The sequence below is a fragment of the Colwellia asteriadis genome (assembly GCF_039523295.1).
Lineage (GTDB): Bacteria > Pseudomonadota > Gammaproteobacteria > Enterobacterales > Alteromonadaceae > Colwellia > Colwellia asteriadis.
On the sequence record NZ_BAAAFA010000004.1, the window covers coordinates 173,592 to 196,757 of the forward strand.

Genomic DNA, 23,166 nt, shown 5'->3' on the forward strand with positions numbered 1-23,166 from the left:
AATCACTCATATAAAAAAGCAGAGATAATAAATGGCCTATAAGGTACTTGTGGTTGATGACTCCAGCTTCTTTAGACGCAGAGTCACAGACATCTTAACTAAAGATCCTCAACTTGAAGTTATTGGTGTTGCTGTAAATGGTCAAGAAGCTGTTGATAAAGCTAAGCTATTAAAGCCTGATGTGATCACAATGGACATAGAGATGCCCGTGTTAAATGGTATTGATGCTGTTAAAAAAATAATGTCTCAGTCACCAACAGCAATACTAATGTTCTCCTCTTTAACCCATCAAGGTGCACAAGCAACACTTGAGGCGCTAGAGGCTGGCGCTTTAGATTTTCTTCCTAAAAAGTTTAGTGAAATAGCTAAAAATACCGATGAAGCAGGGAGCTTGTTACGTCAACGTGTTTTAGAGATTGCCCGTAAACCTAATTTAAGGGCGCGGGTTAGTAAGCCTACGCCACCTGTGAGAAGTGATAGGCCACTAACTCGCGAAGTACCGACGAAAATTGTTGAGAGAAAAGAGGTTGGTACTAGCGTCAAAAAGTCTTCCAATACTATTTCACGTAGTTCTGGTAAAGAGTATAAATTACTAGCTATAGGTACATCTACAGGTGGACCTGTCGCCTTACAAAAAATACTCACGCAATTTAATGCTGATTTTCCATTACCTATTGTCATGGTACAACATATGCCAGCGGCGTTTACTGCTGCATTTGCTAGCCGCTTAGACTCATTATGTAAGATAAAAGTTAAAGAAGCCGCCGATGGTGACGTATTAAAGCCCGGCTGCGCATACTTAGCACCAGGCGGTCGTCAGATGATTATTAGTGGTACAGAGAGTGCAGCTAAAATCAAAATTTTAGAAGATGACTCTCCTAAAATAACCTTTAAACCAAGTGTTGATATTACGTTTGGCTCTGCAGCTAAAACTTTTTCAGGAAAAGTACTTGCCGTTATACTTACCGGTATGGGATCTGATGGAAAAGAAGGTGCCAGAATGCTTAAAACAAAAGGTGCTACCATATGGTCTCAAGATGAACAATCTTGTGTTGTCTACGGAATGCCACAAGCTATTGATAAGGCAGGGATATCTCAACTTTCTTTACCGTTAGATGCGATGGCGCCCTCAATGGTTAAGGAAGTCAGCCGTGGATAAACTCAGTATTGCAGGACTGGTTCTGGCTGTTTTAGCTATTTATATAGGATTTAGCTTAGACGGAGGAAGTTTTTCTGCTTTATTTGAACTACCCGCATTTATTATTGTCTTTGGCGGTACTTTAGGGGCAGTGATGTTGCAATCATCCATGGTGCAGTTTACTCATGCTATTTCATTGCTTCGTTGGGTCTTTTATCCTCCTGTTTATAATATAGAACAAGGCATTGCTGATATTGTACATTGGGCAGAGCTATCGCGTAGTGAAGGTTACTTAGCTTTAGAAGATATAGCTCTTGATATTGATGACCAATATACACAAAAAGGGCTGAACTCATTAGTTGATGGCGTTGAAGTTGACACATTACGTTTATCTTTAGAGCTCGACTTAGATATATACCGAGAGCATAACCTACGCTCTGCTAATGTATTTGAAGCGATGGGGGGGTATAGCCCTACCATTGGAATTCTAGGCGCTGTTTTGGGACTTATCCATGCGATGAATAATTTAACAGACCCCGCCTTACTTGGTACAGGTATTGCGACCGCATTTATTGCAACTATATACGGTGTTGGTTTTGCTAATTTAATTTATTTGCCGGTAGCAAATAAGTTGAGAGCCATTATTCACCAACAAACGATGTATCGAGAAATGATTTCTGAAGGGCTTATTGCACTTGCCAATGGTGATAACCCTCACGCAATTGAAGATAAGTTATCTGCATTTAGGTTGGATAGATGAATCGAGTACGTCGTAAACGGCATGAAGTAGAGCCTGACAATGTTCATCGTTGGTTAGTCTCCTATGCTGATTATATGACGTTATTATTTGCGCTATTCGTCGTACTTTATGCGATGGCTATGGTCAATGAAAAACCGTTTGATATTATTACTGAATCTTTTGGTGGTTTGTTTAAACCGACAGATCTCCACAGTATTAACAGTGGAAGTAGCAATGATATTTTACTGGTAAAGGCCAATGAATCGAAGAAAAATTTATATGGCGATGGCTTATTAGAAGTAGCAGGGCCTGAGCTATTTGATAATAAACAACAGCTTTCTAATATTTCTGATGAGAAGATTGGAAGCCACTTAACTTCATTAGAAGAGGAATTAAATACTGCACTATATGACATTATTGAGTCAGGTTATGCCAATCTACAGATTGATGGCGATTGGTTAGAAATTGAACTTAATAGTGCATTATTATTTCCTAGTGGTTCGTCATCGACCACTAATGCTGCCAAAGATCTTTTAAATGTAGTTTATAATGTTATTAATCAAAGCAGTAACTTTATTCGTATAAGAGGTTATACCGATAACCAAGCCATAAATACTGAAATATTTCCTTCTAATTGGGAGCTATCAGTGTATAGAGCAACAGCAATTCTTCGGTTATTGGAGCAATTTGGTATCGCACCAAATAGAATGGCAATAGAGGGATATGGGCAATATTACCCTACGGCTAGCAACAATACCGCTGAGGGAAGAGCTGAAAATAGAAAAGTGGTTATTGCTATTTCTAAGTTTGGTGTTGATAAAGCGAAACAACCAGTATTATCGAGTGTAGCGCTTGAGACATTAAGTAATAAAGATAATTCGCAAAGTACATCGGTACCTGATGGTAAAGTGAAAACACTTCAACTGAGCAATGGTGGCATTAGAGTTACGACAAGAGCTGACTCTGAAGTACAAAAAGAAAGCTCCGTTGATAATAACAACAACTAGGATGAATCTTTGATAGTTTGGACTGTAGCGAATCAAAAAGGTGGTGTTGGTAAAACCACAACAACTATCTCTTTAGCCGGAATACTGGCTGAGCGTGGACAGCGTGTGCTGCTTGTTGACACCGATCCTCATGCATCGCTAAGTTATTATTTTGGTATTGAATCTGAAGATCTAGATTTAAGCGTTTATGATCTATTTATTCAAGAGTCTTCTAAAGAACAAATTTTACAGAGTTTATGCCCAACTCAGTACGATAATATTGATATTTTACCCGCCACTATGGGGCTAGCCACGCTAGATCGCTCTTTAGGTAATAAAGGAGGGATGGGCTTAGTTTTAAAAAAGGCTATGCTAACATTACAAGCCGATTATGATTATGTACTTATTGATTGTCCACCAGTTTTAGGTGTACTGATGGTTAATGCTTTAGCAGCAGCTGATAGAATTGTTGTGCCAGTGCAAACAGAGTTTTTAGCACTTAAAGGTTTAGACCGTATGATTAAAACATTAGAAATTATGCAGGGAGAGCAAGCTGAAAAATTCAAGTATACTATAGTACCTACAATGTTTGATAAACGTACTAAGGCATCAATATTAGCGTTTAAAAAACTGCAGGATCTTTATGCTAATAAAGTATGGCCAGGTGTTGTGCCTGTTGATACTAACTTAAGAAATGCAAGCTTAGCACAAAAAGTCCCGTCTGATTATGCGGCTAATTCTCGCGGAAGCATTGCTTATAAAAGCCTTTTAAACTATTTAATTAAACAGCATGGCGAGAAAAAAGAGGTTACGTTGTAAATGAGTAAGTCGTTAACAGCAAGTAAAAAGCTGATGCAAAACTATCTATCTGAACTATTGACAGAGTCATCAAGTGAAGATGTTCAACAACCTATGTTGAAAAAAGCAATGTCAGCTCCTAAACCTGCCATTAAAGCTAAAGGTGATGATAATAAGTCACTAACCGAGTTATTAAAAAATGTTACTCCGCCGCTAAAGGTCGAGAGTAATGAGCCGATATTAGAAAATAAAGTACTAACAACCAGAAAAAGTGAAGCAAGTGCTATAATAGAAGAAAGTAAGTCCTATCGAGAGGGTGACTTTCAAGCAATGTTCTTTGATGTTGCTGGCTTGATCATTGCTGTGCCATTAATTGAGCTTGGTGGAATTCATCAGGTTGGAAAAACTAATAGCTTAATGGGTAAACCTGAATGGTTTAAAGGTGTGATGTTGCACCGAGAAGAAAAAATTAATGTTGTTGATACCGCATTATGGGTTATGCCTGAAAAATGTAATGATAAACTAAAAGATTCGCTAAACTATCAATATATTATTATGTTAAATGATAGTAATTGGGGATTAATGGCCGAAAACCTTATTGATACTGTGGTGTTATCACAAGATGAAGTTAAATGGTTAGATACAAAAAATAAGCGACCGTGGCTTGCAGGTTTGGTAAAAGAAAAGATGTGTGCCTTACTTGATGTAAGCGCTTTAATTAAGTTACTCGATAAAGGCAGTAATATATATCAAGAAAAATAATTTGTATGCAGCTACTCTGTAAATAAGCTAATACAAACGGTTATTTAAATAAATTAAGAGGCAAGTGGTATGGCAGACGAAAGACGTAGTTCTAATGAAAAAAATGATGTTAACGATGAAGTGTTGCAATGGGTAACTTTTAAGTTAGAAAGTGAAACCTACGGCATTAATGTTATGCAAGTACAAGAAGTATTACGTTATAGCGAAATAGCCCCCGTTCCAGGCGCCCCTTTATACGTTTTAGGTATAATTAACCTTCGCGGTAATGTTGTGACCGTTATTGATACTCGTGCCCGATTTGGGTTGGAGCCATGTGATGTCACTGATAATACTCGTGTTGTTGTAATCGAATCTGAAAAGCAAGTTATTGGTATTTTAGTAGATAGTGTTGCCGAAGTTGTTTACTTAAAAGCATCTGAAATAGATATTGCTCCTAATGTTGGTAATGAAGAAAGTGCTCAATTTATTCAAGGAGTTTCTAACCGTGAAGGAGAGCTACTCATTTTAGTTGATCTTGATAAATTACTTTCTGATGATGAATGGGATGAATTAAAACAATTCTAGTCATTTTCGAACCAGCTAAGCATACTTCTGCTTAGCTGGTTTTATTTAAGTTTACGGTGAAGTGTTCTAATGTCGTTGTTTACCCCCCCTATCATTTCTATATTTACTTTATTATTTGTCGCTATTGGTAGCCTTTTTTTGGTTTTTTTCCTTTATAAGTTTAATCAAAAATTAAATGAGTTAACGCATAAAAGGCAAACAGATGAACTTATAATACAAGAGTTACAAACGATTAATGAAGAACTTAAAAAACAGCAGTTAACCTTTCAAAAGTCAGCTAATGCTCAATTACTAGAAAGCTCTCAGGTAATGAAGCAACTAGAGCATCGAATTAAGTCACAGCAAGCGATATCTAATAACTTACAGCAACTCATTGAAAATATACAAGATAACCAAGAACAAGATAAGCTGTATAGCCGAGCGTTTAAGTTGGCGGAGAAAGGAGCAGATATTGATGAAATCGTTAAGGAATGCGAGTTACCAATAGCTGAAGCTGAAATGTTGTTATCAGTACATAGGCAGCGAATAATCACTTAAGCTCGATGTTTTATTCAAGAATGCCCCTCTCAATAAAGGTTTTCTAAAAAAGGAGGTTATGTTTACTCCAATACATGCTAAAGTATCTCGGTTTTTTTAGCTGAAATGGCAAGGATTCAAGCCTCGTGAAAGTCGTTCAAACTTCCTTTTATAAATACTTATTTTTCATAACGTTCCTGTTTTTATCAGGTTGTTCAAGCACGCCTCAAGAAAGTGAAGTTGAGGAATACTCAGCCAACACTAGTTTTATTAATGACTCAAGAGATCCCTTAGAAGTCATTAACAGACCTTTATGGACATTTACTTGGGATTATCTAGATAAATATATTGCTAAACCAGCTAGTGATGTTTATACAACTTACACACCGCCATTTTTACGTACTGGTTTATACAATATGGCATTAAATTTAAATGAACCAGCAAGTATCATTAATAACTTATTACAGCTTAAAATAACAGATGCGGCAAAAAGTACAGGACGATTTGTATTAAACTCCACTATTGGTTTACTCGGTTTTTATGATCCTGCGAGTGACTTTGAATGGTCAGGAGAGCAAGAAGAGTTTGGCGAGGTCTTAGGCACTTATGGTGTCGGAGACGGCCCTTATTTAGTTATTCCAGGTTTCGGGCCAAGCTCTGTCAGGGAAGAGGTTGGAGATTATGTCGACGGTCTGTATTGGCCGTTGGCGATTATTGATTTTTGGCCTAATGTAGTGCGTCTAAGTATTATTGGGCTTGAAAAACGAGCCGCGATAAGAGATCAAGAGCAATTAATCATCGAGTCTGAAGACCCTTATGAGTTTGTTAAAAACGCTTACTTTCAAAATATGCGCTATAGACTTTATGATGGCAATCCACCTGTGATTATTGATGAAGCTCAAGAAGCTGAAATTGATGCATTACTTGAAGAATTTGAGTAATTCATTACATAAGATTTATCGTTAAATAGAATAAACGTATACCTAAGTCACTCGTAATTTGCTAGAATTGCGAAAATTTTTTAGAACCTGTTTTATTGGAAATAATTTAAATGAATATTATTGAAGGCTCTTTTGAAGCAAAAGGCAAGAAATTTGCTATTGTTGTATCACGTTTTAATCACTTTATTGTTGATAGTTTATTAGATGGTGCTATTGATGCACTTAAACGTAGCGGTAATGTACAAGACAACGACATTACTGTAATTCGTGTTCCAGGTGCGTATGAGTTACCACTTGTTGCCAAAAAAGCAGCTAAAACAGGTAAATTTGACGCCATTATTGCTATTGGTGCTGTTATTCGTGGCGGCACTCCGCACTTTGATTTTGTTGCTGGTGAGTCTAATAAAGGCTTAGCGCAAGTTTGTTTAGATTCAGAAATTCCAGTGTCATTTGGTGTTATCACCACCGACTCTATTGAACAAGCAATAGAACGCGCTGGTACTAAAGCTGGTAATAAAGGTGCAGAAGCAGCTTTAGGTGCGTTAGAAATGGTTAATGTTTTAGCTCAGCTATAAGCGTACAACATCATTATTAAGTCAATGTAGGGTGTATTTAATACGCCCTAATTAATTTATATGACGCTATAATTTATAGAGTTATTAGCATCATTATTAAAAGTGGAAATATATTGTGAAACCTTCACCAAGAAGAAAAGCCCGTGAACTTGCCGTACAAGCCGTTTATTCATGGCAACTTAGCCAAAATTCAGTAACAGATGTTGAAGTGAACTTTATTAGCGAAAATAGCAAACGTCGTTTTGATATTGAATATTTCCAACAATTGCTTCGTGGTGTAACTCAAAATATTGCAGTGATTGATGAGGTTATTTCGCCTTTTGTTGACCGCCCATTAGACGAAGTTGACCATGTTGAAAAGGCCATTATACGTGTTGCTGTATACGAGTTAAAATATTGTGTTGATGTTCCATATCGTGTCGTGATTAATGAAGCTATCGAATTAGCTAAATCATTTGCGGCAGATGATAGCCATAAATTTGTCAATGGTGTTTTAGATAAGACAGTAAAGATTGTTCGCTCTCAAGAATAATTATTACGAAACTGATAAATATTATGAAAGAGTTTGATCTTATAAAACAATTTTTTACCAATCAAACAGTCAAACACAAAGAAGTTAAACTGGGAATTGGTGATGATTGCGCTGTGATTGCGCCTATCGAAAAGCAAAATATTGTTATTACTACCGATACTTTAGTAGCGGGAGTTCACTTTCCTTTGAATACTTCACCAAGAGCTATAGGTCATAAAGCTGTTGCGGTTAACCTTTCTGATATTGCAGCGATGGGGGCAACGCCTAGCTGGATTTCATTAGCATTAACAGTACCAAGTGTTGATGAGGGTTGGTTAAGTGAATTTGGAGCAGGTGTTTTTGAGTTGTGCGAGTTTTACAATGTTCAGTTGATTGGAGGCGATACAACACAAGGCCCATTAAGTATTACCATTACTGCGCATGGGCTAACTCCAAAAGATAGTTATTTGACTCGCTCAGGAGCTTCAGCAGGTGATTGGTTGTATGTTACTGGTGAGTTAGGTGATGCTGCACTTGCTCTACAACATATTAAGGGCGAAGTTGAATTAGAAGATAGCCTTTTTTCGACGATAAGAACTAAGCTCGATTTTCCTAAGCCCCGTGTACTTGCTGGTCAAGTTATTAGAGAGTACGCTTCATCAGCGATTGATATCTCTGATGGTCTTAGCGTAGATCTAGGCCATATTTGTCAAGCATCAAATGTTGGCGCTAATATTGTATTGGATGCATTACCTTTATCTGCCGTTTTGCGCGAAAGTTTATTGGCCGAAGATGCTGTGAAATTAGCATTGTCTGGCGGTGATGATTATGAGCTACTTTTTACTGTATCTGAAGATAATAAAGTTGGTTTAGAGACTGCATTATCTCATGCAGGAACACCAGTCACCTGTATTGGGCAGATTAATGCGTCCCAGACCATTTCAACCACATTAAACAATAAAGCAATATCAGTTAATATGGCTGGTTTCGAACACTTTTCGTGATCATTATTACACCTGTTATTAACTGAGATAATCATGTCTTCATCAAAAAAATCTGAAAATAAACCAGTCGAATTTAATTTAAAAAATCCTGTTCATTTTTTGGCATTAGGTTTCGGTAGTGGCTTATTACCTAAAGCCCCAGGTACTTATGGTACCTTGGCTGCTATCCCATTATTTTTATTAATGTCTGAGCTTAGTACCATGTATTACGCCTTAGTGGTTTTACTGAGCTGTATTATTGGGGTTTACCTTTGTGGAAGAACCGCAGAAGATGTTGGTGTTCATGATCATGGTGCGATTGTTTGGGATGAGTTTGCTGGTTTTTTTATCACTATGTTTATGATCCCGGTCAGTTGGCAGAGTGTTCTAGTTGGCTTTATGCTATTTAGACTTTTTGATATTATTAAACCTTGGCCTATTTCTGTAGCTGATAAAAAGCTTTCTGGTGGCTTTGGTATTATGTTTGATGATATTTTAGCCGGATTTTTCGCTTTAGCGATAATGCACATTATTTTTTAAAGCATTCAGCTCTAAGAGCAGATATTTACTAGAGAGACTTGAGTGGTAATTAATTACTCTTAATTTAGTGTAACTAGCTAATTCACATCAACGTTATTTTAGTGTCCTTCTTTCTTGCTCGTCTTATTATATAAATTTTATTAACAACGACTTACATGACATAACTTTTTCTTACGTGGTTGTCATAGTATTTTCTTTCTTTATACGCTACTTTAAAGTTAGGTCATTAATCATTTTCGTATACAAAAGCATAATATTTTTAATTAGCCCTTGTTTAATGATTTCTTGCCCTCAGGTTTATTAGTAAGACGGTATATAATTACCGTTTGCTAACTCGTCGTAAAGTAACAGTAAAAAAGGAATACCTATGAAAATAAATCTTTCTGGTCATCATGTTGAAGTTACTGATTCAATTAAAACGCATATAGAAGAAAAACTATCAAAAATAGCGAGCCATTTTCCAACCTTAATTGCCCTCGACGTTATTCTTTCGAAAGTACATAACCAATATCAGGTTGAAATTACAACAAATTACGAAGGTGGCAGAATATCAACTACAGGTATTGATGATGTTATGTTTCCAGCCATTGCTAGTGCAAGTAAAAAGCTAGATGCAGCACTTAAACACCGTAAAGGTCAGCTTAAAGCTAACTTACATAGTAAACCAGAAGCAACTACCCCTGAAATAGCCCATGAAAAAGTACAAGGAATGAACTTAGCGTAATTTACCCTGTTAGTTAATGCTACTATAAAGAGTTAAAGATTCGTCTTTAGCTCTTTTTTACGTTTAGAGTACAAATAATTACTGCATTAATAATCGGCTATGCAATAATCTAATACACATAAAAAACTTAGCATTTTTCTTATAAGGAACCAATTAATGCTTAAGCATTTATTCGAAAAAAATCAATCGGGCAAATTTATTTTCTTAAGTGTCTTAACTTTGGCGCTTACCGCTTGCGGACAAAAAGATGTTGCACCTAAAAAAGCGCCTGCACCGGCCGTTTCTGTTTATCAACTTAAAAGTGAAAAAGTTGGTAGTTATCGTGAGTTTGTAGCTCGAACAGAGGCGTACAAGGAGGCTAACTTGCGGGCGCGTGTTGAAGGCGAGTTATTAGAGCGAAACTTTAGAGAAGGCTCAGTTGTTAACAAAGGTCAGGTTTTATTGAGAATTGATCCAGCTGAATTTAATACTGCGCTCGCATCAGCCAAAGCTGATTTGAGTAGTCGTAAATCAGCACTAGATAATGCTATACGTAATTTAAAACGCGCGAAAGATTTAATTGGCGATGGCTATATATCTCAATCTGATTTCGATCGCTTAACCACTGAGGAGTCACAAGCAAAATCGGCTGTTGAGTCTGCGCAAGCAGCAGTTAAAAAAGCAGAGTTAGATTTGAGCTATACAACTATTGTTGCGCCTTTTACAGGGAGTATTGGTAAAGTAAATTACGATATTGGTAATATTATTGGGCCAAATAGTAATGTGCTAGCCACCTTAACTATTACCGATCCTATTTATGTTAGCTTTCAAGTCGAAGAGAGCGTATATGTGTCTTATTTACAAACCCATCAAAAATCAAATAATGCCGCCAATGTTGCCATTGATTTAGCCCTACGACTGCCTAACAACTCGGCTTACCCTGAGAAAGGAAGATTAGATTTTGCTGATACTAAAATAGATCAAGGTATGGGCACGGTTGAGCTAAGAGCCGAATTCCCTAATGCCGACGGCATTATTCTTCCTGGTTTATTTGTTACCTTGATTGCAGAAAGCACTATTAAATCGGATATGGTTTTAGTACCGCAAGCTGCTGTACAAGAAGGTCAGCAAGGAAAATTTGTACTGGTTGTTGATGATAATAGTTTAGTTAAACAAAGACCTGTTGAATTAGGTCGAAGAATTAATGCTATGTGGGCTGTTGAAAAAGGCTTACAAGATGGTGAAGATGTTATCGTTGAAGGGCTACAAAAAGTTCGTCCAGGTGTTGAAATTAAAGCCGTTATGAAAACCGTTGATGCCATCACCGGAGTTATTACCGATGCTAGTGCGCCAGCACCGAAAAGTTAAATAGGACGATTTCATGATAAGTAAAACTTTTATACATCGCCCTAAATTTGCTTTTGTTATTTCTATTGTTATAACGTTAGCTGGCTTGATCGCAATGAGCGTTTTACCAGTAAATATGTACCCTGAAATAACACCGCCGCAAGTTCAAATTGCCGCTGTTTATCCTGGAGCTAGCGCACAAGTTGTTGAAGAGTCGGTGATTCGCCCCATAGAAGAGCAGGTTAATGGGGTTGAAGATATGATGTATATCGAGTCTTCTGCTTCCAATAATGGTAGTGCTGTTATTACCGTCTATTTTAAGGTAGGAACCGATGGGGATATTGCACAGGTTAACGTGCAAAATCGTGTTGCTTTAGCGACAAGTTCATTACCGTCAGAGGTCACTCGTCAAGGGGTTGATGTTAAGAAAAAATCTAGCTCAATGTTGCTTGGTATTAATTTATATTCAGAGCAAGAAAGTATTGATCAGCTTTTTTTAAGCAACTATGCGACTAATTATTTAACTGAGCCACTAGGGCGTATTAAAGGCGTAGCTTCAGCAGAAGTTATGGGTGAAATGACCTATAGCATGCGTGCTTGGTTAAACCCTGAACGTATGACTTCATTAGGAGTTACTGTTACTGAAGTGCAGCAAGCACTTAATGAACAAAATATGATCGTGGCCGCTGGTAAACTAGGGGCAAGCCCAACATTACCCAACCAACAATTTGAATATTCTATTCAAGCGAAAGGACGCTTAAAAAGTCCTGAAGAGTTTGGCCAAACTATTATTCGTGCACAAACCAATGGTAATTTTGTTCGTCTTAATGATATTGCTACATTAGAGCTGGGCGCAGAAGATTACTCAACTCAAGCACGATTAAATGGTAAGGAAACTGCTTTTTTAGTTATTTATCAATTGCCTGATGCTAATGCGACTGAAGTTGCATCATTAGTTAAAGCTGAAATGAATAAATTGGCTGAGCGTTTCCCTGATGGTTTAAAGCATACTATTCCTTACGACACTACTGAGTTTATTTATCGCTCAATGGAAGAAGTGAAAGTCACTTTATTTCAAGCTGTTGGGTTAGTTATTCTTGTTGTTTTTTTATTTTTACAAAATTGGCGTGCGACCATTATTCCAACCTTAGCTATTCCGGTTTCTTTAGTTGGTACTTTTGCTTTTATGATTTTAATGGGTTACTCCATTAATACCATTACGTTATTTGGCTTAGTATTGGCTATCGGTATCGTGGTCGATGATGCCATTATTGTGATAGAAAACGTGGAGCGAATACTAAAAGAAGAACAGTTACCGATTAAAGAAGCGGTTACTAAAGCCATGGAACAAGTCTCAGGTCCTATTATTGCGACAACGCTCGTTTTGTTGGCAGTATTTGTTCCTGTTGGCTTTATGCCCGGTATTACCGGTGAGCTTTATAAACAGTTCTCGGTTACTATTTCATTTGCGGTAATTATCTCATCTATTAACGCATTAACTTTAAGTCCTGCACTTTGCTCTGTGTTATTAAGCGCTGAAAAAATGAAGCCAATATCTTGGTTGATGCCTTTTGAACGCTTAATTATTAAATCAACAAGTAAATACACTAGTGCCGTTGGATTTTTATTAAAACGTGTTGGTAGAGTAGGCGTTTTGGTTGTGGTTTTATTCTTTGGCGCTGGCTGGTTAACAACTTCGGTTCCAACCGCTTTTTTACCAGCAGAAGATCAGGGTTATTTATTTGTAGATATTCAATTACCTGATGCGGCATCAAGTAATAGAACACAAGGGGTTATGGATAAAGTCACACCTATTATTTTAAATGATCCTGCGGTGGACGATATTATTACTGTTGGTGGTTACTCATTACTTGGCGGGCCAGGCTCAAATAATGGTTTAGCCATTATTATCTTAAAAGATTGGGAAGAACGTACTGCACCAGAGTTAGGGTTGAAACAGACTATTCCACGACTTATGGGGCACTTGTGGAGTATGCCTGATGCTCAAATTATGGTGTTTAATCCGCCTCCAATTCCAGGCTTAGGTAATAGCTCAGGTTTTGAGTTTAAACTTCAAGATAGTGAAGGTAGAGATCCAGCAGAGCTTGCTCAAGTGATGAACGGCTTAATATATGAAGCTAATCAACGTCCAGAACTAACTCAAGTATTTAGTACTTACCGCGCTAATGTTCCGCAGTATTTTCTAGAGGTTGACCGTAATAAAGCGAAAGCACAAGGTGTTGCTCTGTCTGATATTTTTTTGACACTACAGGCACAGTTAGGCTCGTTGTATATTAACGACTTTAGCCAATTTGGTCGAACTTACCGAGTCACTATTCAAGCACAAACTCAGTACCGTAAAGACCCATCAGATTTACGTTATTACTTTGTACGTAACAAAGATGGTGAAATGGCACCACTCACTACTTTTGCTAAGCTGACCCCTATTTTAGGGCCAACTACTATAAGTCACTTTAACTTATATCGTAGTGCGAGTATTACCGGGCAAGCTGCGTCAGGTTTTTCATCAGGGCAGTCTATTGATGTTATGGAAGAGTTAGCAGCTCAATTACCCGCAGGCTATATTTATGAATGGTCAGGGCAATCTAAACAAGAGCTTGAAGCAGGTAATCTTGCGCCAATTTTATTTGGCCTAGCTATTGTGTTTGTTTACCTGTTTCTTGTTGCGCAATATGAGAGTTGGACTATTCCATTTTCGGTTATTGCCGCTGTACCTTTAGCTTTGTTTGGCGCAATGTTAGCTTTGTATACCATTGGTATGGCGAATAATATTTATGCTCAGGTTGGTTTAGTGCTGTTAATAGGCTTATCAACCAAAACGGCGATATTAATTGTTGAATTTGCTATGGAGCAAAGAGCCGCTGGTGAAACTATATTAAATGCAGCACTTAATGCGGCTAAAATGCGTTTTAGAGCGGTATTAATGACGGCATTCTCGTTTATTTTAGGTGTATTACCGTTAGTATTTGCTACGGGAGCTGGTGCTGGTTCTCGAGTATCTTTAGGGGTAACAGTACTTGCTGGTATGATCGCCGCGACTGTTTTTGGTACCTTACTTGTGCCTTATTTCTACTTGTTGATACAGCGTATGCGAGAAAAAATCAAAGGTGAAGCCTCGTTATAGCATAACAAAAACATAACGTTTTTAAGCAAAAAGGGTCGTATTAATACGACCCTTTTTTATACCTAATATTTACGATATTTTTTGGAAAAACTTCAGCGTAAGCTACTTTTCCTGAAAACGTACTACAACTAAACAACGCTTAGCTTTATTAGCTTTCCGTTTTTTTCGTATTTTCAGTAGACTCAATATTTTCGCTATTTACATCGGCTGCTAAGGCCTGCTTTTCGCGTTCTGCTTTTGAAATATATTTAGGCTTATTACTACTATGTAATTTTGCGTTAATCTTTTTCATTTTCTTTTTTAAGATACTGTTAATCTTTTTTTTACGGTTCATAAGTTATTATCTACAGTTAAATGCTGTTTTGGTGTTGGATAGCGTTGATAATTAGCGCGTTACATTAAAGTGCAGCGATAATGCTAATAACCATTAAAGGAATATACGGAAACATCACCGTAGGTTTCAATGCGCTGCTAATATACTCTTGTATCAGTGCGCCACCGCGAGGTCTGTTATCTTGCCAATCACTATAAAGCCGACAAGCAATGCTGTCGTCGTTATCTTTTATAGCGCATTCTAGCGTGATTATAGCATCACTGGTTCTGGCTTGGTAAGTCTTCCAAATACCTTCTTGTAGCCATAAGGTAAATAACAATAATAAGCTAATCATAGTAGGTAGGTTAACGGATATAGCAATAACAACTAAAGCAATACTAAAGAGCTTTATAACTAACGCATAATGTTCATATTTTTCATGATTATTATGTAATGTTTGCCATACTTTTGCTGATAAATTAATAGAATTTGTTGCCATATATTTTGAATAAACTAGGGTTGAACATTGAATACTGTTATTATGCGCGCATTAACTTTCGCTTGAAAGTATTTTGTCATAACTGGGGCACTTACCTTGAGTACATCAAATAATACCGAAAAAAAATCACTGTCATTTACCAATTTAAAGCTAAAGCCTGATTTAACTAAAAATTTAGCATCACTTGGCTACCATGACATGACCCCCATTCAGGCACAATCGTTACCTGATATGCTTAATGGTAAGGATGTGATTGGTCAAGGTAAAACAGGCTCAGGTAAAACTGCCGCCTTTGGTTTAGCTTTACTTGAAAAATTAGAAGTAAAACGTTTTCGTATTCAATCTATGGTGCTTTGCCCAACGCGTGAATTAGCTGACCAAGTCGCTAAAGAGCTTCGTAAACTAGCCCGCGCTGTTCATAATATTAAAATTCTAACCTTGTGTGGTGGTACGCCATTTGGACCACAAATTGGTTCTTTAGAACATGGAGCACATATTATTGTAGGTACTCCTGGGCGTATTGAAGAGCATGTTATCAAAGGAACATTAATTCTTGATGATTTAAACTTATTAGTACTTGATGAAGCTGACAGAATGTTAGAAATGGGCTTTGAAGCAGCGTTAGATAATATTATTGACCGTACACCTGTCGACCGTCAAACCTTGTTGTTCAGTGCAACTTTTCCTGATCAAATTAAAGCGATCAGCCAAAGTATTATGACCGATCCTGTATTAGTAAAAGTGTCGGTGAGTGAAGATAAATCAACCATCAGTCAACAGTTTTTTAAAGTAGATAACGATGAAGAGCGTTTAGATGCCTTGCGTTTATTACTACTTGATAACCCCGTTGAATCCGCCGTGATTTTTTGTAATACCAAAAAAGAAACCCAGCAAGTTGCTGACGCATTACATTTCGATGGTTTTAGTGTTTTAGCCTTGCATGGTGATTTAGAGCAGCGCGATCGCGACCAAACTTTATTACGTTTTGCGAATAAAAGCGCTTCTATTTTAGTGGCAACGGATGTTGCGGCTCGCGGTTTAGATATTGATAGTTTAGACGTCGTTATTAATTATCATGTTGCTCGAGATACTGAAGTGCATGTCCATCGTATTGGTCGAACTGGCCGTGCGGGTAGTAAAGGTGTGGCTTATTCATTATTTAGCGACAAAGAAAGCTATAAAATTGGCTTACTTGAAGACTATCTTGAACACACTATAGTGCCTGAGTTGCTACCGTCAGCTTCAGTACTTAATAACCCGCGTCCTCAAGCTAAAATGGCGACTATTCAAATTGATGGTGGTAAAAAGCAAAAAGTTCGTCCAGGTGATATTTTAGGTGCTTTAACTGGCGATCAAGGTATTAAAGGTGATCAGGTCGGTAAAATAAATGTTTTAGACAATAAAGCTTATGTTGCCGTGACTAAAACATCACTTAAACTAGCCATGGCAAAATTAGCTAAAGGAAAAATGAAAGGACGTAGCTTCAAAATTCGTCACTTAACGGTTTAGCTGACTTTTGTTTTTCTTAAGTGTTTTATTGAACGTTTTTAATCGAGCGTTCAATAATCTATTTATCATTAATTAACGGCCCATTAATCAATCTCAATTACCTCATGTTTAACAAACTAAGTTTTGATCACAAAGAGTTCATCGCATGAAGCTGGCTTATCAAAAACTATTAGATAGTAATGAACTTAGCTTTGATGAAGCGCAGGTTAATGCAGTAGATGCGCTTAACCAACTTGCAGAACAGTTACTAAATGCGGATAAAAGTACAACAGCATCAGCGAAGATCAAAGGCTTGTACTTTTATGGCAGAGTAGGGCGTGGTAAAACCATGCTGATGGACTTGTTTTACCAAAACTTAAGCCTCAATAGTAAAAAACGCATACACTTTCATCATTTTATGGAAGGTGTTCATTTGCAGCTTAATCGGCTAAAAGGCACGCCAGATCCATTAGCAGTGATTGCTAAGCAATGGGCTAAAGAAATAAAACTGCTTTGTTTTGATGAGTTTTTTGTTAGCGATATTGCCGATGCTATGTTGCTCGCGGGGTTGTTTTCTGCATTATTTAAAGAAGGTGTTATTTTAGTTGCTACTTCTAATAGTCAACCTGAGCTGTTATATCGCAATGGTTTGCAGCGAGAGCGCTTTGTACCAACTATTGCTTTAATTAATCAATATTGCAATGTGCTATCTATTGATGGTGATATTGATCATCGTCGTAAAAAGCATTTACCTTTAGATGCATACAAACATTACTTTTTAATTGAGCAAGCAGGCAACGATAAACTCGAACAAAGATTTTTACAGTTAACTCAACTTGATAGCCTTTATCAAGCAGACATTATTAATAATCAAGTTGAGTCAGGCCAAGGGATTAGCAAAGATGTTAGTGATGAAGTCATTAAAAAAATAATCATAAATAATCGTGATATTAGTTATTTATATAAAACTGAAACGGTGATTTGGTTTGATTTCTTTGCTTTATGCTCAGGTCCTCGCAGTCAAAGAGACTATATACAATTAGCCAAAGCTTATAAGACGGTACTCATTAGTAATGTTCCTACATTCTCAGGGAATTTAGTTCCTGCGGTGTTTTCTGGTGTTGAAGATAATTATCAACGTAGTGGCAATTTGTTAAGTGAGCTACGCCAGCTTGATGATGAAGCGCGCCGTTTTATTGCGTTAGTTGATGAGTTTTATGATCAAAATATTGTTTTAATAATCAGCGCTGAGGTAGACATTGAAGCACTTTACCAAGGCCAGCAACTTGCGTTTGAATTTGAGCGTTGTAAATCGCGACTTTATCAAATGCAGAAGTAGCATTCCCCTGCTTATATATTTAATGGTGGCTTTAAGTTAATTGACCAATCATTAGTGAGTTTAACCAATAAAAATAGCGATATTAAAACTTAATATTCTTAAGTTGCTGAAATATAAGTAAAAATAAAGTTGGTGCTAAATTTGTATTAGCTGTATAAGCTGCCTTAGTTGGTATAGATAAAACCAGTGTTATCGGTTTAACTCGTTTACGTGGTTTAAAGCCATTTATTTTAATAAGTATTCAAACTAAGTATTTTGATAATGTCTTTTCAAAGCACTTACATAATGACTTGGTTTATAAGGACACCTTTATGACATTATTTAAAAAAACATTAACCGCTTTTGCTGTAACTAGCTTATTTGTTGCGACTCCTATACTGGCTAATAATTCGTGTAATGTTAATTTATCAGGGCAAGTAAATATTGATAAATCAACTATTGAGTTTTTCGCTGAAGATAATAACAAGCAAAGTTTATATAAAATCGAGAACGATAAAAGTCTGCTTATTAATAACAGCTCAGTATCTTTAACGGCTAAGCAACAAGCCTTAGTGACCCAATACTCTCAAAATATTAAAGCACTTGTGCCACAAGTTGAAACTGTGGTCGTCGAAGGCGTTGAACTAGCGATTGATGGCGTAAACTTAGCGTTTAATGGCTTATTAGGTGAAGGTAATCAATTAGCTAAAAACCTAACGCAAGAGTTAGAAGTTATTCGTGATGATGCATTAGCGCGTTACTCTCTCGAGAAAGGTTTTACGGTTGGTGGAGACAATGATGAATTACAAGCTGATGAATTTGAAAGTAAAATAGAGTCTGCGGTTGAGCGTTCTATTACTAACTCTATGGGGGTTATCTTGATTGCGTTGGGTCAAGAAATGCTCTCAGCCAATGGTGAAGGAGAAAATTTTGAAACGCGCATGGAGAAGTTTGGTGAAACCATTGAAGTTGAAATGGAAAGCCGTACTGAGGCGATAGAAGCAAAAGCCCAAGAGCTTTGTCATGCTATTGCTAAAGTAGATGTTATTGAAGAGCAGTTAAAGTCATCGATTGATGCGTTATCTAACATTAATGTTGTTACTGTGAGTGTTAAGTAATTGAGTTGAAGCCAAAAAAATATTTAATTTATTCATTACCTAACATCAATAAAATATAGTTAGGCGAGCGCTAAGACAATAACCTTAACTATTGCTCAACACTAAGACCTTGTGCTGATATAATCACAAGGTCTTTTTTCAAGTAATCCTCTTTATGCACGCAGTACATCGTTTACACCTATATCGCAAAAGCCAAAGCACCACTACCTATAAATCACGAGGACAACGTGTTGTTCGCTGTGAGTTATGTCAATTAGCTAAACCATTTTGTATTTGTGCATTAGCACCTAAAGCTGAGCAAATTAACACTAATGCAGCTTTTTTATTGCTGATGTATGACACAGAAGTATTAAAGCCTAGCAATACAGGAAAACTAATTGCTGATTTAATTCCTGATACCTTTGCTTACCTTTGGTCACGAACCGAAGAAAATAATGAGTTATTGGCTTTGCTTAATGACGATAAATGGCAACCTTTTGTTGTTTTTCCTCAAGAGTATGCTGAACAAGAGCGCAAAGTTTTTACTAATCAGGTTAGCTGTGATGAAGGAAAAAGGCCATTATTTATTATGCTTGATGGTAGTTGGCGAGAAGCTAAAAAAATGTTTCGTAAGAGCCCATATTTAAATAAATTCCCTATGGTATCTTTTGACGGTAAAGCTGCGTTTAATCAAAAATCAGTAGATGTTAACTATTCACCTGTGGGGGATGAATCACGTTATACAGTTAGAAAAACAGAGCTAGAGTACCAGTTCTCTACTGCCGAAGTTGGCGCAAGAGTGTTAGATATGTTTGGTGAACATGACAATGCTCAGTTGTTAGATTTATGGTTTGATGTATTCAATTTTCAATACCAAAAGGGTGTTTGTCAGCGAAATAAAGGTAATATTAATTCACTGAGTAATTATGATGATTTTTTACAACACTACCTTCACAACGTTACGGCTAAGTAAGGTGCTACAAAGTAAAGTACTACTAAGTAAAGTACTGTTAACTAAATGAGCCGTTAGTAAATAATCCATTAGTAAATTATTCGTTAGTAAATAACCCGCTAGTAAATGTTACGAATAATCATAAACTTAAAAATTTATTTAAGCTTCTACATTAAATAAACCTTATCAGGTAAGTTAACGTTAAGGTAAACATACACTTAGCGTTAACTTGTAAATATTAGTTTGCATGCTTCATGCTCTTTGTCTTCTTTTTAATCACGTTAAAGCTAGTACTTATCAAATTAAAGCCTTAACTTAGCCTTATATCTCCTCACATAATACTTATAACGCTACAGTTGATATTAAGGTTTACTATGACAGTTAAAGAAATTCCCCTCATTATTGGTGGCGAAAAAATTCGCTCAAAATCAGATACTTGGTTAGATGTTTTAAACCCTGCAACCCAAGAAGTTGTTGCGCGGGTGCCTGTGGCAACAAATGATGAAGTCACTGCGGCTCTTAACAGTGCAGCAGAAGCCTTTAAAAGCTGGTCTAAAGTTTCTTTGACCAATAGAATGCGTATTATGTTGCAGTTTCAACAGCTAGTTCGTGAACATACTCAAGAGCTAGCAGAGTTAGTGACGTTAGAGCATGGAAAAACATTACCTGATGCAGTGGGCGAAGTAGGGCGAGCGTTAGAGGCTATTGAAAATGCCTGCTTAATCACGCGTTTACAATTAGGTGAAATGGCTAATAATGCTGCGACCGATGTAGATACTTATACTTTGCATAAACCGCTGGGTGTTGGTTTAGGCATAACTGCGTTCAACTTTCCTTTAATGCTACCTGCCTTTATGTTTCCTGCTGCTATTGCTTGTGGTAATACCTTTATTTTAAAACCGTCAGAGCAAGATCCCTCATCAACTATTCGCTTAGTAGAGTTAGCGATTGAAGCTGGTATACCAGCAGGCGTTTTAAATGTAGTCCATGGTGGTGAAGCTGTTGTAAATCAACTTATCTCCAGTGAAGAAGTTAAAGCAGTTTCTTTCATTGGCTCAACCGCCATCGGCACTCAGGTTTACGATCTTGCGGGTAAACATGGTAAAAGAGCCCAAGCAATGATGGGCGCTAAAAATCATATGGTAATAATGCCTGATGCTAATAAAGATAGAGCTATTAACGATTTATTAGGCTCAGCCTTTGGTGCTGCAGGTCAGCGCTGTATGGCAAATCCTGTGACGATATTAGTAGGAGAAACCCGTAATTGGTTACCTGAAATTGTCGAACGAGCGAAACTGATGAAAGTAGGACCTGGTACTCAACTTGATGCTGATTTAGGGCCTGTAGTTTCACCACAAGCCAAAGCTCGTATTATCTCTTTATTAGATTCAGGCGTTGAGCAAGGCGCGAATATATTAGTTGATGGTAGAAATTGTCAAGTTAAAGGGTACCCTAATGGTAACTTTGTTGGACCAACTCTGTTTACTGGCGTAACTACTGACATGGATATTTATACCCAAGAAATATTTGGACCCGCTTTGTGTGTACTGGAAGCAGATACGTTAGATGAAGCGATAGCGATTATTAATGCTAACCCAAATGGTAATGGTACTTCATTATTTACCTCATCGGGCTGGGCAGCACGAAAATTTGAAAATGATATTGATGTTGGCCAAGTTGGTATTAATGTGCCAATTCCTGTCCCAGTAGCTTATTTTAGCTTTACCGGTTCACGTGGTTCAAAGCTAGGTGATTTAGGCCCTAATGGTAAACAAGTGGTCAGCTTTTGGACTTATACTAAATCGGTCACAGCAAGATGGTTTGAGCCAGATCACCAAGACGGATCAACTGTGCACACCACTATTAGTTTGAAATAGAGTACCCAGTTTATCTTGAGTATATTAGAAAAAAGAGCCGTTACTTTACAATAACGGCTCTTTTTTTAAGGCTTTATTTAGCTAAGGCTAAGTGCTAGCTGTTTTTATTAGTGCAGTATTCTGGCCCGAATTGTACCGTCAATACGTTTTAATTCTTTTAGTGCTAGCTTGCTATCTTGTGAGTCAATATCAATAACGACATAACCAATTTTATCATCAGTTTGTAGGTATTGTGCCGCAATATTAATATCATGCTCAGCGAAGGCTTTGTTAATTTGTCTTAAAACACCTGGCTGGTTGTGATGAATATGTAATAAACGACTAGTATTTCTTTGTCCTGGTACAGAATGCTCTGGTAGTGATACTTCTGGGAAGTTAACCGCAGATAAGCTTGAGCCATTATCAGAGTATTTAGCTAGTTTACTTGCTACTTCTAAACCAATATTTTCTTGGGCTTCTTTAGTGCTGCCACCAATATGTGGTGTTAAAATAACATTGTCAAAACCACGTAATTCAGAGATAAATTCTTCATCATTACTCTTTGGCTCTACTGGGAATACATCAATTGCAGCGCCTGCAATTTTTTTGCTACTTAATGCTTGCGCTAGAGCTGGAATGTCAACCACAGTACCGCGAGAAGCGTTAATGAAAATAGCACCGTCTTTCATTTGTGAAAATTCAGTTTCACCAATCATGTTTTGTGTTTGCTGCGTTTCAGGAACGTGTAAACTTACCACATCAGCTTCATTTAATAGCGCTGGTAGTGATGTTGCTTGGCTTGCATTACCTAAAGGTAGTTTAGTTTCAATATCGTAAAAACGAACACGCATACCTAAGGTTTCAGCCAAAATTCCTAACTGCATACCAATATGACCATAGCCGATAATACCTAGTACTTTACCGCGAGCTTCTACAGAGCCTAATGCTGATTTGAACCATTCGCCGCGATGTGCCTTGGCACTTTTCTCAGGAATGCCACGTAGTAGTAATAATGCTTCACCAAGCACTAATTCAGCAACAGAGCGAGTGTTAGAGAATGGCGCATTAAACACTGGAATACCTTGCACTTGTGCAGCGGTAATATCAACTTGGTTAGTACCAATACAGAAGCAACCAATAGCTACAAGTTTTTTAGCGTGACTTAAGACTTCTTCAGTTAATTGTGTGCGCGAACGTATACCAATAAAATGTACGTCAGCTATTTTTTCAATTAACTCTTCTTTTGAAAGAGAGGTTTTAAGTGACTCAATGTTTGAGTAACCTTTACTTTTTAGTTCTTCTAAAGCGCTGGGATGAAGGCCTTCAAGTAATAAAATCTTGATCTTGTCTTTTGCTAATGAATTCTTGTTAACGTTGTTCATAAAATGGCTTCAC

General features: G+C 37.2%; 23 protein-coding genes. 20 read left to right on the forward strand and 3 right to left on the reverse strand.

Annotated features, from left to right (window positions below; genetic code table 11):
- Positions 1-31: 31 nt before the first annotated feature.
- The 15 genes from ABD005_RS07255 to ABD005_RS07325 all read left to right on the forward strand — a co-directional run bounded on the left by ABD005_RS07255 (position 32) and on the right by ABD005_RS07325 (position 14,248).
- Complete coding sequence (locus ABD005_RS07255; protein WP_343816649.1) at positions 32-1,159, forward strand: protein-glutamate methylesterase/protein-glutamine glutaminase; 1,128 nt, start codon at positions 32-34, stop codon at positions 1,157-1,159.
- The gene (locus tag ABD005_RS07260) at positions 1,152-1,898 is read left to right on the forward strand and encodes a flagellar motor protein (protein ID WP_343816651.1); all 747 of its coding nucleotides are present in this window, start codon (positions 1,152-1,154) and stop codon (positions 1,896-1,898) included. The genes ABD005_RS07255 and ABD005_RS07260 overlap by 8 nt, the downstream gene beginning before the upstream one ends.
- Complete coding sequence (locus ABD005_RS07265; RefSeq protein WP_343816653.1) at positions 1,895-2,884, forward strand: flagellar motor protein MotB; 990 nt, start codon at positions 1,895-1,897, stop codon at positions 2,882-2,884. Before ABD005_RS07260 ends, ABD005_RS07265 begins: the two co-directional genes overlap by 4 nt.
- A 9-nt stretch (positions 2,885-2,893) precedes the next feature.
- Positions 2,894-3,682 carry a ParA family protein gene (locus ABD005_RS07270; protein ID WP_343816655.1) on the forward strand — a complete coding sequence of 263 codons (789 nt, stop codon included), beginning with the start codon at positions 2,894-2,896 and terminating at the stop codon, positions 3,680-3,682.
- Positions 3,683-4,423, forward strand: coding sequence for a chemotaxis protein CheW (locus ABD005_RS07275; protein WP_343816657.1), 741 nt, complete (start codon positions 3,683-3,685; stop codon positions 4,421-4,423).
- A gap of 69 nt (positions 4,424-4,492) precedes the next feature.
- The gene (locus tag ABD005_RS07280; RefSeq protein ID WP_215979835.1) at positions 4,493-4,987 is read left to right on the forward strand and encodes a chemotaxis protein CheW; all 495 of its coding nucleotides are present in this window, start codon (positions 4,493-4,495) and stop codon (positions 4,985-4,987) included.
- 69 nt (positions 4,988-5,056) lie between these two features.
- On the forward strand, positions 5,057-5,524 hold the full coding sequence (locus ABD005_RS07285) for a DUF2802 domain-containing protein (RefSeq protein WP_343816659.1): 468 nt from the start codon (positions 5,057-5,059) through the stop codon (positions 5,522-5,524).
- Positions 5,525-5,649: 125 nt separating this feature from the next.
- A complete protein-coding gene (locus tag ABD005_RS07290; RefSeq protein ID WP_343816661.1) occupies positions 5,650-6,444 on the forward strand; it encodes an MlaA family lipoprotein in 795 nt (264 codons plus the stop codon).
- A gap of 110 nt (positions 6,445-6,554) precedes the next feature.
- Entirely contained in the window at positions 6,555-7,019 is a 465-nt protein-coding gene (gene ribH, locus ABD005_RS07295) for a 6,7-dimethyl-8-ribityllumazine synthase (protein ID WP_343816663.1), read from the forward strand.
- A gap of 115 nt (positions 7,020-7,134) precedes the next feature.
- On the forward strand, positions 7,135-7,551 hold the full coding sequence (nusB, locus tag ABD005_RS07300) for a transcription antitermination factor NusB (protein ID WP_343816665.1): 417 nt from the start codon (positions 7,135-7,137) through the stop codon (positions 7,549-7,551).
- Positions 7,552-7,574: 23 nt separating this feature from the next.
- Positions 7,575-8,534 (forward strand): thiamine-phosphate kinase, encoded by a 960-nt coding sequence (gene thiL / locus ABD005_RS07305; protein WP_343816667.1) that lies wholly within the window; start codon positions 7,575-7,577, stop codon positions 8,532-8,534.
- Between the two features lie 33 nt (positions 8,535-8,567).
- Positions 8,568-9,053, forward strand: a complete 486-nt coding sequence (locus ABD005_RS07310; RefSeq protein ID WP_343816669.1) for a phosphatidylglycerophosphatase A family protein — start codon at positions 8,568-8,570, stop codon at positions 9,051-9,053.
- Between the two features lie 367 nt (positions 9,054-9,420).
- Positions 9,421-9,777 carry a ribosome hibernation-promoting factor, HPF/YfiA family gene (gene hpf / locus ABD005_RS07315; protein ID WP_215979842.1) on the forward strand — a complete coding sequence of 119 codons (357 nt, stop codon included), beginning with the start codon at positions 9,421-9,423 and terminating at the stop codon, positions 9,775-9,777.
- A gap of 156 nt (positions 9,778-9,933) precedes the next feature.
- On the forward strand, positions 9,934-11,124 hold the full coding sequence (locus ABD005_RS07320; RefSeq protein ID WP_343816671.1) for an efflux RND transporter periplasmic adaptor subunit: 1,191 nt from the start codon (positions 9,934-9,936) through the stop codon (positions 11,122-11,124).
- 13 nt (positions 11,125-11,137) lie between these two features.
- A complete protein-coding gene (locus ABD005_RS07325) occupies positions 11,138-14,248 on the forward strand; it encodes an efflux RND transporter permease subunit (protein ID WP_343816673.1) in 3,111 nt (1,036 codons plus the stop codon).
- 148 nt (positions 14,249-14,396) lie between these two features.
- Here the strand turns inward: ABD005_RS07325 and ABD005_RS07330 are convergent, their stop codons facing one another.
- Together ABD005_RS07330 and ABD005_RS07335 are read right to left on the reverse strand one after the other, a co-directional pair.
- Positions 14,397-14,582, reverse strand: a complete 186-nt coding sequence (locus ABD005_RS07330) for a DUF2986 domain-containing protein (RefSeq protein WP_215979845.1) — start codon at positions 14,580-14,582, stop codon at positions 14,397-14,399.
- A 64-nt stretch (positions 14,583-14,646) separates the two neighbouring features.
- Positions 14,647-15,060, reverse strand: coding sequence for a hypothetical protein (locus ABD005_RS07335; protein WP_343816675.1), 414 nt, complete (start codon positions 15,058-15,060; stop codon positions 14,647-14,649).
- Positions 15,061-15,156: 96 nt separating this feature from the next.
- Between ABD005_RS07335 and dbpA the strand changes: the two genes are divergently transcribed.
- From dbpA to ABD005_RS07360, 5 genes are all read left to right on the forward strand, one after another.
- Complete coding sequence (gene dbpA, locus ABD005_RS07340; RefSeq protein ID WP_425544887.1) at positions 15,157-16,569, forward strand: ATP-dependent RNA helicase DbpA; 1,413 nt, start codon at positions 15,157-15,159, stop codon at positions 16,567-16,569.
- A 145-nt stretch (positions 16,570-16,714) separates the two neighbouring features.
- Positions 16,715-17,887 (forward strand): cell division protein ZapE, encoded by a 1,173-nt coding sequence (zapE, locus tag ABD005_RS07345; RefSeq protein ID WP_343816677.1) that lies wholly within the window; start codon positions 16,715-16,717, stop codon positions 17,885-17,887.
- A 311-nt stretch (positions 17,888-18,198) separates the two neighbouring features.
- Positions 18,199-18,984, forward strand: a complete 786-nt coding sequence (locus ABD005_RS07350; protein WP_343816679.1) for a DUF2884 family protein — start codon at positions 18,199-18,201, stop codon at positions 18,982-18,984.
- Between the two features lie 154 nt (positions 18,985-19,138).
- Positions 19,139-19,936 carry a tRNA-uridine aminocarboxypropyltransferase gene (locus ABD005_RS07355; protein ID WP_343816681.1) on the forward strand — a complete coding sequence of 266 codons (798 nt, stop codon included), beginning with the start codon at positions 19,139-19,141 and terminating at the stop codon, positions 19,934-19,936.
- Positions 19,937-20,289: 353 nt separating this feature from the next.
- Positions 20,290-21,792 (forward strand): CoA-acylating methylmalonate-semialdehyde dehydrogenase, encoded by a 1,503-nt coding sequence (locus ABD005_RS07360; protein WP_343816683.1) that lies wholly within the window; start codon positions 20,290-20,292, stop codon positions 21,790-21,792.
- A 107-nt stretch (positions 21,793-21,899) separates the two neighbouring features.
- Here the strand turns inward: ABD005_RS07360 and serA are convergent, their stop codons facing one another.
- Positions 21,900-23,153: a phosphoglycerate dehydrogenase gene (gene serA, locus ABD005_RS07365; protein ID WP_215978792.1), complete on the reverse strand. Its 1,254-nt coding sequence runs from the start codon at positions 23,151-23,153 to the stop codon at positions 21,900-21,902.
- Positions 23,154-23,166 lie beyond the last annotated feature (13 nt).

What these genes read in the sequence shown, in the direction of transcription:
- ABD005_RS07255 (WP_343816649.1), top strand. Translation starts at nt 32, where the DNA reads ATGGCCTATAAGGTACTTGTGGTTGATGACTCCAGCTTCTTTAGACGC.
- ABD005_RS07265 (WP_343816653.1), top strand. Translation starts at nt 1,895, where the DNA reads ATGAATCGAGTACGTCGTAAACGGCATGAAGTAGAGCCTGACAATGTT.
- ABD005_RS07275 (WP_343816657.1), top strand. Translation starts at nt 3,683, where the DNA reads ATGAGTAAGTCGTTAACAGCAAGTAAAAAGCTGATGCAAAACTATCTA.
- ABD005_RS07280 (WP_215979835.1), top strand. Translation starts at nt 4,493, where the DNA reads ATGGCAGACGAAAGACGTAGTTCTAATGAAAAAAATGATGTTAACGAT.
- ABD005_RS07285 (WP_343816659.1), top strand. Translation starts at nt 5,057, where the DNA reads ATGTCGTTGTTTACCCCCCCTATCATTTCTATATTTACTTTATTATTT.
- ribH (WP_343816663.1), top strand. Translation starts at nt 6,555, where the DNA reads ATGAATATTATTGAAGGCTCTTTTGAAGCAAAAGGCAAGAAATTTGCT.
- thiL (WP_343816667.1), top strand. Translation starts at nt 7,575, where the DNA reads ATGAAAGAGTTTGATCTTATAAAACAATTTTTTACCAATCAAACAGTC.
- ABD005_RS07310 (WP_343816669.1), top strand. Translation starts at nt 8,568, where the DNA reads ATGTCTTCATCAAAAAAATCTGAAAATAAACCAGTCGAATTTAATTTA.
- hpf (WP_215979842.1), top strand. Translation starts at nt 9,421, where the DNA reads ATGAAAATAAATCTTTCTGGTCATCATGTTGAAGTTACTGATTCAATT.
- ABD005_RS07320 (WP_343816671.1), top strand. Translation starts at nt 9,934, where the DNA reads ATGCTTAAGCATTTATTCGAAAAAAATCAATCGGGCAAATTTATTTTC.
- ABD005_RS07325 (WP_343816673.1), top strand. Translation starts at nt 11,138, where the DNA reads ATGATAAGTAAAACTTTTATACATCGCCCTAAATTTGCTTTTGTTATT.
- ABD005_RS07330 (WP_215979845.1), bottom strand. Translation starts at nt 14,582, where the DNA reads ATGAACCGTAAAAAAAAGATTAACAGTATCTTAAAAAAGAAAATGAAA.
- ABD005_RS07335 (WP_343816675.1), bottom strand. Translation starts at nt 15,060, where the DNA reads ATGGCAACAAATTCTATTAATTTATCAGCAAAAGTATGGCAAACATTA.
- zapE (WP_343816677.1), top strand. Translation starts at nt 16,715, where the DNA reads ATGAAGCTGGCTTATCAAAAACTATTAGATAGTAATGAACTTAGCTTT.
- ABD005_RS07350 (WP_343816679.1), top strand. Translation starts at nt 18,199, where the DNA reads ATGACATTATTTAAAAAAACATTAACCGCTTTTGCTGTAACTAGCTTA.
- ABD005_RS07355 (WP_343816681.1), top strand. Translation starts at nt 19,139, where the DNA reads ATGCACGCAGTACATCGTTTACACCTATATCGCAAAAGCCAAAGCACC.
- ABD005_RS07360 (WP_343816683.1), top strand. Translation starts at nt 20,290, where the DNA reads ATGACAGTTAAAGAAATTCCCCTCATTATTGGTGGCGAAAAAATTCGC.
- serA (WP_215978792.1), bottom strand. Translation starts at nt 23,153, where the DNA reads ATGAACAACGTTAACAAGAATTCATTAGCAAAAGACAAGATCAAGATT.